The 13,955-nt window shown below is 51.6% G+C and carries 13 protein-coding genes; 2 read left to right on the plus strand and 11 right to left on the minus strand.

Translation table 11 applies throughout. The annotated features are described in order from the left end of the window. Window positions 1–90 precede the first annotated feature (90 nt). Window positions 91–1,854: a L,D-transpeptidase family protein gene (locus EBB54_RS15950; RefSeq protein ID WP_125128178.1), complete on the plus strand. Its 1,764-nt coding sequence runs from the start codon at window positions 91–93 to the stop codon at window positions 1,852–1,854. Window positions 1,855–2,092: 238 nt separating this feature from the next. Here EBB54_RS15950 and EBB54_RS15960 read toward each other — a convergent pair whose 3' ends face one another. The 7 genes from EBB54_RS15960 to EBB54_RS15990 all read right to left on the minus strand — a co-directional run bounded on the left by EBB54_RS15960 (window position 2,093) and on the right by EBB54_RS15990 (window position 7,973). Continuing rightward, window positions 2,093–2,734: an ATP-binding cassette domain-containing protein gene (locus EBB54_RS15960; protein WP_125128179.1), complete on the minus strand. Its 642-nt coding sequence runs from the start codon at window positions 2,732–2,734 to the stop codon at window positions 2,093–2,095. Window positions 2,735–2,797: 63 nt separating this feature from the next. Next, the gene (locus EBB54_RS15965; RefSeq protein ID WP_125128180.1) at window positions 2,798–3,607 is read right to left on the minus strand and encodes an ABC transporter permease; all 810 of its coding nucleotides are present in this window, start codon (window positions 3,605–3,607) and stop codon (window positions 2,798–2,800) included. Window positions 3,608–3,613: 6 nt separating this feature from the next. Beyond that, entirely contained in the window at window positions 3,614–3,991 is a 378-nt protein-coding gene (locus tag EBB54_RS15970) for a DUF6034 family protein (protein ID WP_148099375.1), read from the minus strand. Then, window positions 3,967–4,581 carry a DUF6034 family protein gene (locus EBB54_RS15975; protein WP_125128182.1) on the minus strand — a complete coding sequence of 205 codons (615 nt, stop codon included), beginning with the start codon at window positions 4,579–4,581 and terminating at the stop codon, window positions 3,967–3,969. Before EBB54_RS15975 ends, EBB54_RS15970 begins: the two co-directional genes overlap by 25 nt. 80 nt (window positions 4,582–4,661) lie before the next feature. Further along, entirely contained in the window at window positions 4,662–5,558 is an 897-nt protein-coding gene (locus EBB54_RS15980) for a hypothetical protein (RefSeq protein ID WP_330554531.1), read from the minus strand. Further along, complete coding sequence (locus tag EBB54_RS15985; RefSeq protein ID WP_243127694.1) at window positions 5,548–6,453, minus strand: ABC transporter permease; 906 nt, start codon at window positions 6,451–6,453, stop codon at window positions 5,548–5,550. Before EBB54_RS15985 ends, EBB54_RS15980 begins: the two co-directional genes overlap by 11 nt. Then, a complete protein-coding gene (locus EBB54_RS15990; protein WP_125128183.1) occupies window positions 6,450–7,973 on the minus strand; it encodes a DUF6034 family protein in 1,524 nt (507 codons plus the stop codon). Before EBB54_RS15990 ends, EBB54_RS15985 begins: the two co-directional genes overlap by 4 nt. A 194-nt stretch (window positions 7,974–8,167) precedes the next feature. Between EBB54_RS15990 and EBB54_RS15995 the strand changes: the two genes are divergently transcribed. Then, window positions 8,168–9,775 carry an ATP-binding protein gene (locus EBB54_RS15995; RefSeq protein WP_125128184.1) on the plus strand — a complete coding sequence of 536 codons (1,608 nt, stop codon included), beginning with the start codon at window positions 8,168–8,170 and terminating at the stop codon, window positions 9,773–9,775. A gap of 202 nt (window positions 9,776–9,977) precedes the next feature. On the opposite strand, the gene EBB54_RS16000 is transcribed toward EBB54_RS15995, so the two are convergent. From EBB54_RS16000 to EBB54_RS16015, 4 genes are all read right to left on the minus strand, one after another. Then, on the minus strand, window positions 9,978–10,832 hold the full coding sequence (locus EBB54_RS16000) for a YitT family protein (protein WP_125128185.1): 855 nt from the start codon (window positions 10,830–10,832) through the stop codon (window positions 9,978–9,980). A gap of 56 nt (window positions 10,833–10,888) precedes the next feature. After that, the gene (locus tag EBB54_RS16005; RefSeq protein ID WP_044990291.1) at window positions 10,889–11,404 is read right to left on the minus strand and encodes a transcription repressor NadR; all 516 of its coding nucleotides are present in this window, start codon (window positions 11,402–11,404) and stop codon (window positions 10,889–10,891) included. 40 nt (window positions 11,405–11,444) lie between these two features. Next, window positions 11,445–12,296, minus strand: a complete 852-nt coding sequence (gene nadC, locus EBB54_RS16010; RefSeq protein WP_004075350.1) for a carboxylating nicotinate-nucleotide diphosphorylase — start codon at window positions 12,294–12,296, stop codon at window positions 11,445–11,447. Between the two features lie 65 nt (window positions 12,297–12,361). Further along, window positions 12,362–13,846: an FAD-binding protein gene (locus tag EBB54_RS16015; protein ID WP_125128186.1), complete on the minus strand. Its 1,485-nt coding sequence runs from the start codon at window positions 13,844–13,846 to the stop codon at window positions 12,362–12,364. Window positions 13,847–13,955 lie beyond the last annotated feature (109 nt).

Raw genomic sequence — 13,955 nt, forward strand, 5'->3', positions numbered from 1 at the left:
TATTACAGTGCAGAACAGCCCTCCGCATTTGCCGCGGAGGTTCCGGCTCTGCTCTGAATCATTACATATATTTTTAAAGGAGAACAACCCATGAAACCAACGGACACGCCACTCACAGACCATCCGCAGAACACCCCGCAGGAGACTCCGGTGCCCAATTCCCAGGGCAAACCGCAGGAGCAGACCCAGAACCATTTGGAGAGCCGCTCTCAGGCTGCTTCAAATGCTTCTCAGGAAATCCAGCAGAATCTTTCCACCGAAAGTTCTCTGCACAGTTCCACAGATTCCGCATCGAATCCTTCCACGGAGCCTCCCAGGAGCACTTCCGCAGATTCCGCGCCGACCCATTCCACGGAGTCTCCCCAGAGCACTTCCGCACAGGATTCCCAGCAGCCCCCTGCGCAGGTTTCTTCCCAGGACTCCTCCCAGGAAACCGCACCTTCTGCCGCGGAACCAGCGAAAACGCTGCCCTACAAAAAAATCGCTGCATGCACCGCAGCCGTCCTCGCTGCTGTCCTGCTGCTTACATACCTGGGCGTGTCCATCTACTTCCGAAGCCATTACCTTTTTAACACCACGATCAACGGCCAGGATTTTTCCAGGCAGACCGTGGAGGATGCCCGCGCCTTTTTTGCAGGCCAGGCAGACGCCTATACCTTGAAGATCACAGAAAGCGGCGGTAAGACTGAGGACATCACCGGCAGCGAGATCGATATGTCCTGGAATGACAGCCAGGCTCTGGACCAGATACTAAAAGACCAGAACGCTTTCGCATGGCCGATGGAATATTTCAAAGAAACATACAAAGAGATCACGTTTGATATCTCCTACGATAAAGCGGCCCTGGAAAAAAAGGTCAGTTCCCTGAAAGCCGTAACCGCGGAACCGATCCAGCCCCAGTCCGCCTACCCGGAATTTGACGGAAACTCCTACGTCATAAAACCGGAAGTATACGGCACCGACCTGGATTCGAAAAAACTGTTAAAGCAGATCCATGAGTCCGTTGCCCGGTTGGATGAAGAGATCGACCTCCAGAAAGAGGGCTTTTACAAAGCCCCGGAATACACCGCCGAATCGCCGAAGCTGAAAGAGCTCTGCCAGACTCTGAACCAATACTGCAAGGCAAGCATCACCTACGAAATGGACATCCCCATCGTGGTAGATAAGACATTGATCTCCACCTGGCTGTCCTATGACGCAGATTTTCACGTCACACTGGACGAGGCCGCGATCCGCAACTGGATGACCGAATTTGGCAGACGTTACGACACCGTGGGCACTACCAGGCCTCTGACCACCCCGGCCGGTAAAGCCACCGAGGTTTCCGGCGGTACTTACGGCTGGATCATCAATGAAGACGTGGAATTTCCCGCTCTGGTAAACAGCATCCGAAACGGCGAGGTCGTGACAAAAGCCCCGGCCTGCGATCAGACCGCTGCCTCCCATGCTCCCCAGGACTGGGGCGGTACATTTTTGGAAGTAGATATGACTGCCCAGCATATGTGGTATCTGGAAAACGGCACCGTCGTTTTTGAGTCCGACGTGGTCACCGGAAAAAACAGCACGCCCACCCCTCCCGGAGTATACAATATCCTGGAAAAGCTGTCCCCCACCGTTTTGGTCGGAAATATAGACCCGGAAACCAATGAACCGGAATACCGTTCCCCCGTAGATTTCTGGATGCGCGTCACCTGGAGCGGCATCGGCTTCCACGACGCCACCTGGCAGCCCGCGTTCGGCGGAGACGTCTACCTCTGGAACGGTTCCCACGGCTGTATCAACATGCCATACTACAATGCACAGGAATTATATTCCATATTGCAGCTCGGGACGCCGGTAGTGGTACATTACTAAATTCGCCAATACCGAAAATTAAAATTACCGTGTACTTGCTTTCAGCAAAATTATTCAGTTTGCGGAAAAAATGCCGAAAGATTTATTAGGTAAAATACTGGTATATGTGAATGCATTTTTTTGATTGAGGCAGCCCCATCAAAGGGACTGCCTCAATTTTAGAAAATATGGACAGGATGTAATTCACGGAATGCTTATTCTTTTGGAACATCCCCTTTTCTATTCCCCTTCATCCCGGTCACCGCACCTGCGTCAATCTCCCCGCATCCATCTCACAGACCGTATCGCAGAGCCGCTCGATCTCCAGCATATTATGAGCCGCAATCAGAATCGTCTTTCCCCGCTCCCTGATCTCATCCAACAGGACACAGACCTCCTCCGCCCCCCGCTTATCCAGCCCGTTAAATGGTTCATCCAGTATCAGCAGGTCCGGGTCCTCCATGATGGCCTGCGCAATGCCAAGGCGTTCCCGCATCCCAAGGGAATACTGCCCCACCTTCTTTTTCGAATCCGGGTCAAGCCCCACCGTCCGGATCGCCCCGCGCACCTCCTCATCCGTAATCAGACGTTTCAGCGCCGCCAGGCGTTTTAGATTGGCAAATCCGCTCAGCCCCGGCAAAAATCCCGGGCTCTCAATGATCATCCCCACCGATTCCGGGAAATCCGCATCCTTTCCGATCTGCTTTTTGTCCACCCATACTGCCCCGCCGTCCGGCTTCAAAAACCCGCAGATACACTTAAACATGACCGTCTTCCCGGACCCGTTAAACCCCATGATCCCATGGATCTGTCCCCGCTCAAAATGATGCGTGATCCCCTTTAAAACCGTTTCCTCTCCAAATGATTTTGTCAAATCCATCAATCTGACCGCACTTTCCATTGTATACCCCTTTCTTTCCAAATGATTTCAACCCATTCATCCATTCCCAAAATCCGCCAAGCTTCACATCAGATCCAGCCTCCTTTTTACAGCCCCAGGAAAACATCGGAAACAGACTGCACACATTCCAGACAATATCCCGATGCAGAACACATGCCCAAAGTCAAAGTTCTCGCTGCAGCCGCCAAATATCAGCAGCGCTGCCTTACTCGCTGCTTCGCGGAAATAAACCGGATCTGCCCAGCATTTCGGGCTCAGAAAAAACAAGCTCCGGTAATACCGTTCCTGAAATACGGTCAGCACATAAAACGTGACAAACGGAAGCGCATATGCGATATACGGATTTCTTGCCAGTACGGCCGCCGTCCCGCCTGCCCCCGCCCAAAGCACGCCGTTTAAAAATCCTTCTCCCAGGCTGAACAGGATCACTCCGATTATGCCCCCGATTTCACTCCCGTCCGGCGGCGGCGAAAGCCTGTAAAACCTGACAAAAGCCAGCAGCAATACCAGAAGTTCCGAGCAGAATACCATCAGTCCCCCCGGCAGGACGCACTCCCATATCTTTTTCCTGCAGTAGCTCCTCTTCCCGATCCGGCAGCAGGAAAACAGGGCATACCGGCTGCGCAGTTCCATTTCGGCACAGGCGCCTGCTGCCAGCGGGGCGCAGATCGGGACAAACATCATCCCGTTCTTTGCAGTGATACAATACTGGAAAACCTCGATCCAGACTGCCGGCCCTTCCCCTTCCTGTCCGTCAAAAAGTACGGCAAGCTGCCCCATATACTCCCGCCCGCTCAGATAAAATGCCGCGGTAAGCACTGCCAGCCCCGTCCAGAACAACACATTGGCAAACACATTTTTTATTTCTCTCATAAGCGCCTACTCCCCGGTAATAACCCTTCCATCCAGCGCGTTCACCAGATAATATATATTTTGCCAGTCCACGCCGTCTCTTCCCTCCGACACGGTAAAATACCAGACAGGTACAAGCCATGCGTTCTCCGGATTTTCGTAAGCAGGAATATAAGCATATCCCAGAACCGCATCTGTCACCGTGTAGCGGGACAATGTGGTATCACTGTCCGGCTGTTCATATGAGGAATACCGGTAGAACACCTGGTCCGCCAGTTTTTTCTGGAGCTTTTCAAATGAAAGCAGCTCCGTATTTTCCGTCACCGTCTTTGCCTCCTCCATCATTCCTTCCCACACAAACCCTTTGACGCCGCTTTCTGTCACTGTAATGGTGATCGTTTCCACCGGGAAAGGCGGAGAATACATATCATCCGTCGTTTCCGAAACCGAACTGCTTCCTGCGCCTGATCTGCAAATCCTTCTGAAAATTTCACCTCCGCCTTTTCCGGTGTGCCGTTTGTCTCCGGAGCAATTTCCACCGCGGCCTCCATCCGCTGTCTTGTTTTTAATGGATTCACCCAGGAATAGCCGCTGCCGTAGAGCCCCTGTTTTTCATCCACTCTGGATATCACATTCCGAAACACCTGTTTTGTATATGGCTGAGGCACATACAATTCCTTTCCATCCGAAAAATAATCCACCAGCCTTTCCAGCTCCTCCTGCCCAAACACATGATTCCTCACTTCGATCACAGGCAGGTTTCCGATTTTCATTTTTCCAAATTCCAGATCCGCGCTGATCGTCACCCTGTCCTCACCTTTCAGCTCTTCCATCTGCCAGTGCTCCGGAATATCCGTGTCCCGGATTTCCCCGCTTTCCAAAGGCCCCGCGATCACATCCTCACTCAGTCCTTCGGCCTTACTCACTACCGCACTCTCCTCCGGCGTTTTCCGGCAGCCTGTCATAAGAAATACGCTGAGCAGCAGCAATGGCATGATTCTCCTAAATGATATCATTTTCCCAAATAGCCTGGTTTTCCCACAGCTTCTCATACATCCACCCTCCCATTGTAACCTCACTCATCCACCTGCATAAACGAGAAATCATAATTCCGCATTTTTCTCCCCGCCAGAAGCACCAACACCACGATCAGAGCCAAAAAGATTCCCGCACTCACCTGCACCCTGGGCAGATAATCGTATCCGAAATTATGCATGGGAAACGTGGCGTGGTTCAAAGGCGACAGCCACCCGCACAGCACATTTGCCCGGTACGCCAGATTCCCTGTAAAATGAAACAGCCTCTGGAAAATCTGCGGGTTCAGGAGCAGTCCGTACAGATTCACCGCAAATGCCCCCAGCACGCCTGCCGCGCTTCCCGCGTACAGGTTCAAAGCCAGCATCAGCACCGCAATAAACAGGGAGTATAGCAGCATCAGCAAAAATACAACCGCGGCGCATTGGTACGGCGTGGAGATCTCCATGGTCTTGATGGAAACCGGCACCGTAATCCCCTCTCCCCCTCCGTATCCCAGCATAGCCGCCGTCTCGCTCCATACATTTCCCAGAAAGGAAAAGGGCGCTCCCATGATCCCCTGGACGGCCAGCAGAAAAAGATTGTAGACCGCCGTTGTGAGAACCACATAGATCACCTGCCCCGCCAGCCAGACGCTCCGCCTTGTCCGTACCAGCCAGTAGGGCGTCGCCTGGCTCACAAAAGGCATATCCGCAAACAGCAGCACCAGCAGAAGAGACGAGAGCATCACCGAAGCCGCGTCCCCATAGGTCCAGATAAACGGCTCCAGGATCTGCAGCACCGTTTCATACCGCACCGCATGGGAAAGCACCTGGTCTGAGAGCATCAGGCAGAGCACCAGAGCCATAACAAATGTCATCGCGATCCGGGGGCTCTTCCTCCATTCGGCAAAGTTCTGCCCCGCAATCTGAAAAGCCTGTCTTATATCACGCATCATCCAACCTCCTTTTCAATGCCCGGATAAACAGAAAGCCGGTCAGGGCGCAGAGCGCCAGCAGGATCAATATGCAGATCAGGTCGTTGAAATAGACCGGCGCCATCCAGTATCTGGGATTCAGAAATAAAAACCTGCGGAAGTATCTCTCCTGAAATACGCTCAGCACGTAATACAGGACAAACGGCACTGCATACGCCAGATACCGGCTGCGGGTCACAATTGCGGCAAATCCGCCTGCCATCGCCCACAAGGCCCCGTTTAAAAACCCTCTCGGGAAGCTCACAAGTACCTGCAGCAGTACCGTTGAAAATGCCGGCCCTCCCCCGCCCAATACCGGGATATCCCCGAAAACAAGGACGCTGATCCCCAGCATCAGCAGCATGGAGACGCTGAGCATCAGCCCGCCGGAGAGGATCAGCCCTGCTGCCTTCCCCGCAAGGTATTGTTTTTTCCCCGTCCGCACGCAGCTAAACAGGGCAAATCTGCTGTGAAGCTCCTGCTCCGCCTCCCCGCCTGCCGCAAATGTAACAGCGATGGGAACAAAGAGAAGCGTATGTTCTCCGCCGGAGCAAAAGGAATACGCCAGAAACCACCCCGGCCCTTCCCTGGAACCGCCTGAATCCAGCAGGAACTGCAGGTGTGTCTGTTCCGACACCAGCGCGGCAGCCAGAATCAGCAGCACCCCCGCCCAAAAACGCAGGTTCAGGATATGGTTTTTCAATTCAGCCTTTAACATATACCACATCCCCTTCTTGTCCGACCGTTCCATGTTCCTGCTTAGTTGCTCCATTTTCCTGTCCGGCCGTTCCATGTTCCTGCTTCGCTTCTCCATTATGCTGTCCGGCCGTTCCATATCCCTGCTCAGTTGCTCCATTTTCCCGTCCGATAGTTTCATTCTGCAATGGCACCTCCATCCATCCCGTTGATTGTAACCTGAAAGCCTGCAAAGTCCCGGATGTCCCCATCCAGTCCCGAGCCCTCCATCACCTCGAAGTTCCAGGCCGGAACCAGCCAGGCATTCTCCGGCTTATCAAAGGCAGTCACATAAGTGTACCTCAGCTTAGCAGAGGTCACCTGGAATCGGAAATTGGTTTTATCTTCTTCCGGCTGTCCCTTGCCCAGGTAGTAATAATAGATCTGCTCAAACAGCCGTTCCTGTATGCTGTCAAATGGAAGCAGCTTCACATGTTCCGCGATGACCGCCTCCTCCTCACACATTCCCGTCCAGGAAAACGCTTTCACCCCTTCCTCCGTGACCGTAATCGACACGGTTTCTACCGGGAAGGGAGAGGTATAACTGTCCGCGGCCTCCTCTGCGGCTGACCCGCCGGCCCGTTCCGCGGAAATCCCTCCGTATGCGCGGGTAAACACATACCGATATGCGGCCCTCGCCTCCTCCGGTTTTGCCTGCCAGAAAAAATCCCCCGGCTCTGCGTATCTCACATCCGGCATTTCCTCCTCCGGAAACCATAGTGTCCGGTCTGCCGACAGAAGCTCCATCTCCGGCACACCCAGGTCTTTCATGACCTGTTCCGCCTGTTTCTGCCCCTCTTCCGCGGAAAATGTCTCCTGCTCCAGGGCATCCTGGTATTGCCCCAGCAAATCCCGAAACTGCTCCTGATATCCGCTGGTATCCGTAATAAACTCATTCATTGCCGCATACCGCTGGATTTCTTCCAGATCATAACGGTCTGTTCCGGTTATCCAGGTAAACCTGCTGCAGTTGGCGATCTTTGGATCATAACATTCCGCCTCGATATGCGACAGCCTGCCCTTCCCCACATCCGCCGCAAAAAAAGCTTCCGCATCCGGAATCTGCTCCTTCTCCACGCCCAGCTTATAAGCCCAGCTATTGGCCGCCTCCCCGGCCGCGTCCGCTGTTTTCTTCTGAAATTTCACTTCCGCCGTTTCATCCCGGCCAGGTTTCTCCGGCGCAAGACGGACAGCCTCCTCCAAACTGCTCTTCTTTTCAAGAAATGACCCCAGTACAGGGTTTGCGTAGACCCCTTCCTTTTGGTCAATCCGATCCTTCACATTCTGGAACACCTCCTTTGTATCAGCCTGGGGCACATAAAGCTCCTCCCCATTTGCAAAATACGCCGTAAACCTTTCCAGTTCCTTCTGGGTCATCGAATGGTTTTTCATTTCCACTACTGGCAAATTTTCCGTTTCCAGCTTTCCCATCTCCAGATCCGCCAGAATCGTTACCCTGTCATTGCTCTTCTTCTCCGACACGCTCCAGTGCCCCGGCAGATCAACCTCCTGCAGTTCCCCCGGCTCCAGAGGTTCGGCCATAAGCTCCTCACTCAGGCCCTCCGCTTTACTGGCCACCGAACTTTGATCCGGCGTCGCCTGACAGCCGGAAAAAAGAAGGATACCTGCTGTGAACATGGTAACTATTTTTGCTGTTTTCATAAATTCAGCCTTCCTTTCTCAAGCTTTATGCAGTGATTTTAAAGTATATAGCAGGTATACAGTCAAGTAATTCCTTAAAAAAACCGGTGAATCATAGTAGAATTTTCCTTTTTATCATGATAAGATGTAACTGTTCAGAAGGGTAGTCCGAAGATGATCCGCCGCACAGAAGTCGGCAGAGGAGGAGTGTTACAGTGGGAAAGATATTTAATGTGACGGGACCATGCATCCCTCAAAAGCATTATATGGCAGACATAACAGAATGCATCCGGCAGATACGAAAGATGATAGACGCCGGAGCGTATTTCACAATAAACCGCGCCCGCCAGTATGGAAAAACGACTACGCTGGCGGCATTGGATAAAGCACTGGAAGAGGATTATCTTGTGATCTGGCTTGATTTTCAATCGCTCGGAAGCGCATCTTATCAGAATGAAAACACATTTTCTCTGGCGTTTCTGCAAGTGTTTATCAGAGAGTTAAAGCGTCGTCATGGGAACGAAATGCCGGGTATAAGGGAACTGACTGCAAAACTGCAGGAAATCTTAAATGAAAAAGATCCGGCTTTTGACCTTATGAAGCTGTTCGAGCAGCTGCTGGAGGTCTGCGGCAATAGTGCCAGGCCGGTTGTTTTGATGATTGATGAAGTGGACAGCGCATCGAATAATCAGGTATTTCTTGATTTTCTTGCACAACTGCGCAATTACTATCTGGAGAGAGACACAAAAGGAACTGCGGCTTTCCAGTCTGTGATCCTTGCCGGAGTACATGACATTAAAAATTTAAAAAGAAAAATACGGCCGGAAGAGGACCATAAAATAAACAGTCCCTGGAATATTGCGGCCGATTTTGAGGTGGACATGAGTTTATCCAGAGACGGGATCGAAGGGATGCTCACAGAATATGAATCGGACCATCAAACAGGCATGAACCCTTCTAAAATGGCTGGGCTTCTGCATGATTATACATCCGGATACCCCTATCTGGTATCCCGGCTCTGCAAGCTGATGGACGAAAAAATCGACGCCCGGGATGAACACACAAAGAAAAGCGCCTGGACCAGGGAAGGTTTTCTGGAGGCAGTGCGCATACTTCTGATGGAAACCAATACGCTGTTTGATTCCCTGATCGGCAAGCTGGCTGATTATCCGGAACTGGAGCAGATGCTGAAAGAACTCCTTTTCTTTGGAAAACCCATCACATACAACCCGACCAACCAGGTAATCGGCCTTGCGGTCATGTTTGGATTCGTAAAAAATGCGGCCGGAAAAGTGATACCGGAAAACCGCATTTTTGATACTTTGCTTTATAATTATTTTCTTTCTCTGGATGAAATGAAATCTTTGGATATATATACGGCATCATTACTGGATAAAAATATATTTATCCATGAAGGCCATTTGAATATGAAAAAGATTCTGGAGAAATTTGTTTTGCATTTTCATGATTTATATGGAAACAGAAAGGAAACTTTTTTGGAAGAAGAGGGCAGACGGTATTTTCTCCTTTATCTTCGCCCCATTATCAACGGAATAGGAAATTATTATATAGAAGCCCGTACCCGCAGTCTGGGAAGAACAGATATTATCGTAGATTATCGCGGCAAACAATATGTGATTGAAACAAAAATATGGCGTGGAAACGAATATAATTCCCGTGGAGAAAATCAAATTATAGATTATCTGGATGACTATAACCTGCAAACCGGATATATGCTCAGTTTTAACTTTAATCAGAAAAAACAGATCGGCGTTCAGGAAATCGTAATCAACGGCAAACGCCTTATCGAGGCTGTCGTATAATGTAAACACTTAGCAAGTTTTTTTGAATTAGAAAGAACATGTGCCGAGACACTTAACGAAATTTCTCACCAGCTTAGCGGTTTCATGCATCCGGCAAAGCCTAGATGCATGAAACCGCTGCAAAAAATACGCATTCCCGTATACAAAAAGACGTGCCATCTGCAGCTTTTCTGCATCCATTGTTCAAAAAAAGAAGCGCACATTACGCTTCTTTAAATCCTTCCCCCACCACTTCATTGGATTCCATAATCACAATAAAGCACTTCGGATCGACTTCCTTTACCATTTTCCGAATGGAATACATCTGTTTATTGTTGCAGGCGCACATCACCACTTCTTTCTTCGCCCCGGTATAGCTTCCCTTCCCGGTCAGGATTGTGGCGCCGCGGCCGATATATTCATCAATCTTGCTGGCAACCTCCTGCCCTTTATCCGTCACGATCAGGGTCATCTTGCCGGAATCGATACCGTACATGATCTTATCAATTACCACCGTCAGCAGATAGGAAATGATCAGTCCGTAGATGGTCGCATCCACATCCTGGAAAATCACCCCGCCCAGCAGCACGATGGCGCAGTCCAGCACAAACACGATCCGCCCCAGGGAGATATGCGGCTTCTTAACCCGAATCGCCATGGACACAAAATCCATTCCCCCGGTGGAGGAGCTGTTCATAAAAATCAAAGCATAACCCAGCCCCGAAAAAATGCCGGTGCAGATCGCCGCCAGCATCCGGTCCCCGGAATACACCGGAAACAGCGGTACAACATAGTCTGTGATCAGAGAGGTAATGATGACCGAACGAACCGAACGCACAAAAAACTCCCGTCCCAGCGTCCGATAGCACCCTATCGCAATCGGCGCATTGAGAAGGATGGTCGCAAATCCGATGGGCACTCCCCACAGCCGGAACATGATCAGCGCGATACCTGACACGCCCGCCAGCGGAAATTCCGCATTTGCTGCAAAATTATAGATCCCGGCCCCGATCAAAATCCCGCCGAATATATCAATAAAAAGGTCATACCACAGCCTTTTCCAATCCAGTTTTATCATATCCTCTTTTCCTCTCCAGGAGCTTTTCTATATAGCATTCGCAGATCCGCTTATTTTTATCCCCGCGTTTCCACCAGAAATTCCTTTTCCCGCAGTGTTTCTTCGATCATGTCCAGTGTTTTTTCACAGTCCGCCTCCACCATGTGGTAATGATAATCCGATGTAATATTTTTCAGCGGACTGGATTTCCCGCTTTGGATTCCCTGCAGAAATTCCATCACATTTCTCCGGGAGCGGATTCCAAGCTCTGCCTTCATCCGCCCGTATACCCGGTGGTTGACGATCACATTGACCACGCAGCCCCCCAGATCCACGATGGAGCACAGCTCCTCCTCCATCCGCTCATCCGTGTGCCGCACCTTAAACGTCCGGTTCACCGTATGGGGAGCATTCAGAATATATCCGCGGTGTGTAGATATAATATCATATCCTGCTGCCCGAATCAACGCAATATCCTGCACAATCACCTGCCGGCTCACCTCGCAGCATTCCGCCAGCGCGCTGCCGGAGACCGGAGTCTTGCTTGACCTGATTCTTTCTATGATTTTATCTCTGCGCTCTGTTCCCGTCATCATACCTGTTTCTCCCTTTCCCGCTCCCGATTTCTTTACACTATATAGCATGCAGGTTTTTCAGCGAAATGTCAAGTATCGGAGCGGAATGTGTCAGCGCGCCGCTGGAAATATAATCCACCCCCAGGGACGTCAGCCGCCCGATATTCTCTTTCGTCACATTTCCGGAACATTCCGTCTCTGCCCTGCCGTCGATGATGCGGATTGCCTCCCGCATTTCCTCCGCGGACATGTTGTCCAGCATGATAATGTCTGCCCCGGCTTCCACCGCTTCCTTCACCATATCCAGATTTTCCACTTCCACCTCGATCTTCCGTACAAAAGGCGCGTACTCCTTTGCCATCTGAACCGCTTTTGTCACGCTTCCCGCCGCCCCGATGTGGTTGTCCTTAAGGAGCACCCCGTCGGACAGGTTGTACCTGTGATTATAGCCGCCTCCCACCCGAACCGCGTACTTCTCGAATATCCGCATATTGGGCGTCGTTTTTCTCGTATCCAGAAGCTTCGTCCTGCTGCCCGACAGGAGATCCGCGACTGATCGCGTATAACTCGCAATGCCGCTCATCCGCTGCAGGTAATTCAGCGCCACACGTTCACCGGAGAGCAGGACACGGATGTCGCCGGTCACCTTTCCCAGCAGTTCCCCGGCTTTCACCACATCTCCGTCCTTGCAGAAAAACTCCGCCTTCGTCTCCCCATCCAGCAACTGAAAAACCCGTTCAAACACCTGCAGCCCGGCAATGACTCCGTCCTGCTTGCAGATCAGCTCCACTTCCCCTTCCACGGCCTCCTTCATCACCGAGTTGGTGGTCACATCCTCACTGGAAATATCCTCCCGCAAAGCCTCCATAATCAAATGATCCATCTGCAATGTTTCTGTAATTTTATTCATCTTTTTTCTCCTCACTTCATTTATTCTATATCATCCAAACCGTCCCTGCGACGGCACTTCATTCCTTATATACCATCCGAATCGTCCCTGCGACGGCCTTCCATTTTCTCCCGGATCTTCATCGCCGCCCGCTTCGCAAACACCAGGCTTTCCAGCAGGGAATTGCTTGCCAGCCGGTTGGCCCCGTGAACCCCGTTGCAGCTGGTCTCTCCCACCGCAAATAGATGCGGCATAGAGGTCCGGCTGTCCGAATCCACCCACACGCCGCCCATAAAATAATGCTGTGCCGGAACCACCGGAATGCATTCCTTCAATACATCGTATCCCTCTTCCAGACACCTCTGATAGATATTGGGAAAATGCCGCAGGATCGTCTCTTTCTCAATATGCTCCATGGACAGGTACACAAAATCCGTCCCGTCCTTTTCCATTTGTTCCCGGATCGCGGCGGCCACCACATCCCTGGGCAGCAGTTCGTCCACAAACCGTTCTTTCTTCTTATTATACAGCACCGCGCCTTCCCCGCGCACAGATTCCGAGATCAAGAACCGCCTCCCCGGCTTTTTCGAATACAGCGTGGTCGGATGGAACTGTACATAATCCAAATGCTCCAGCCGGATACCGTGCTTCTTTGAAATCTCAATCGCATCCCCCGTCAGATGCGGAAAATTCGTGGAATGGGCATACTGCCCGCCGATCCCGCCTGTGGCAAATATGGTATAGCCGGCGCGGATTTCCATCTGTTCCCTGCCCGCATCCTCTCCCGGAGCTTCTGCCTTCTCCCGCTCTCTGCACGCATCCTCTCCCTGCAAAATGCCGTCTTCCTCAGGATGTTCTCTCAGAGCCGCAGCTTCCGAATCCGTTTCCCCCTGCCTGCCGCTTTTTGTATGTTCCGCCAATATCCCGACACATACTCCGTTCTCCACGATAATATCCGTCATCGCGGTATACTCATACAGTGTCACATTTTCCAGCCTCTTCACCTGCTCCAGCAGCCTGCTGGTGATCTCCTTCCCGGTAATATCCTTGTGATACAGGATCCGCGGCTTCGAATGCGCCCCTTCCCTCGTATAAAGAAACTCCTCCGAAGAAGCCCTTGTTCCGGCAATCCCTGTTCCGCCACCGGCAGACGCATCTCCGGCAGCCTCCGTCCTGCCCCCAACAGCCGCTTCCTTTCCGGCAATCCCTGTTCCGCCACCAACAGCCACTTCTTTTCCGGCAGTCTCCGTCAGCCCGTCCTTCGTCCTATGTTCAAATTCTACTCCGTATCCTACCAGCTTGTCAATAACATCCCGGGAACCGCGGATCATAAGATCCACCGACTCCCTCCGATTTTCATAATGCCCGGCCCGCATCGTATCCTCAAAAAAGCTGTCGTAATCCTCCTCGTCCCGCAGCACAGAGATCCCTCCCTGCGCCAGAAACGAATCGCTGCTTTCCAGATCAGACTTTGTGAGCATAATGATCCTCGTATCCCGGGGCAGGTTCAAAGCGCAGAACAATCCCGCAGCGCCTGTCCCCACAATTACCACATCGGTTTCTGTTTTCATAACCCTCTCTCCTATCCACTGCAACGGACATGTCCGGCTCCGCAGGCATCCCGCGCTGTATCAATCAAATATTTCCCGCGGTTTACCTCATATTCTAAAACATACCGCG

This window comes from Schaedlerella arabinosiphila, from assembly GCF_003885045.1.
GTDB lineage: Bacteria > Bacillota > Clostridia > Lachnospirales > Lachnospiraceae > Schaedlerella > Schaedlerella arabinosiphila.

Bases quoted from the DNA above. Each gene is read 5' to 3' on its own strand.
- EBB54_RS15965 (WP_125128180.1), bottom strand. From the start codon at position 3,607: ATGAGAGAAATAAAAAATGTGTTTGCCAATGTGTTGTTCTGGACGGGG.
- EBB54_RS15975 (WP_125128182.1), bottom strand. From the start codon at position 4,581: ATGCCATTGCTGCTGCTCAGCGTATTTCTTATGACAGGCTGCCGGAAA.
- EBB54_RS15950 (WP_125128178.1), top strand. From the start codon at position 91: ATGAAACCAACGGACACGCCACTCACAGACCATCCGCAGAACACCCCG.
- EBB54_RS16015 (WP_125128186.1), bottom strand. From the start codon at position 13,846: ATGAAAACAGAAACCGATGTGGTAATTGTGGGGACAGGCGCTGCGGGA.
- EBB54_RS15990 (WP_125128183.1), bottom strand. From the start codon at position 7,973: ATGAAAACAGCAAAAATAGTTACCATGTTCACAGCAGGTATCCTTCTT.
- EBB54_RS15985 (WP_243127694.1), bottom strand. From the start codon at position 6,453: ATGAAACTATCGGACGGGAAAATGGAGCAACTGAGCAGGGATATGGAA.
- EBB54_RS15960 (WP_125128179.1), bottom strand. From the start codon at position 2,734: ATGGAAAGTGCGGTCAGATTGATGGATTTGACAAAATCATTTGGAGAG.
- EBB54_RS16000 (WP_125128185.1), bottom strand. From the start codon at position 10,832: ATGATAAAACTGGATTGGAAAAGGCTGTGGTATGACCTTTTTATTGAT.
- nadC (WP_004075350.1), bottom strand. From the start codon at position 12,296: ATGAATAAAATTACAGAAACATTGCAGATGGATCATTTGATTATGGAG.
- EBB54_RS15980 (WP_330554531.1), bottom strand. From the start codon at position 5,558: ATGATGCGTGATATAAGACAGGCTTTTCAGATTGCGGGGCAGAACTTT.
- EBB54_RS16005 (WP_044990291.1), bottom strand. From the start codon at position 11,404: ATGACGGGAACAGAGCGCAGAGATAAAATCATAGAAAGAATCAGGTCA.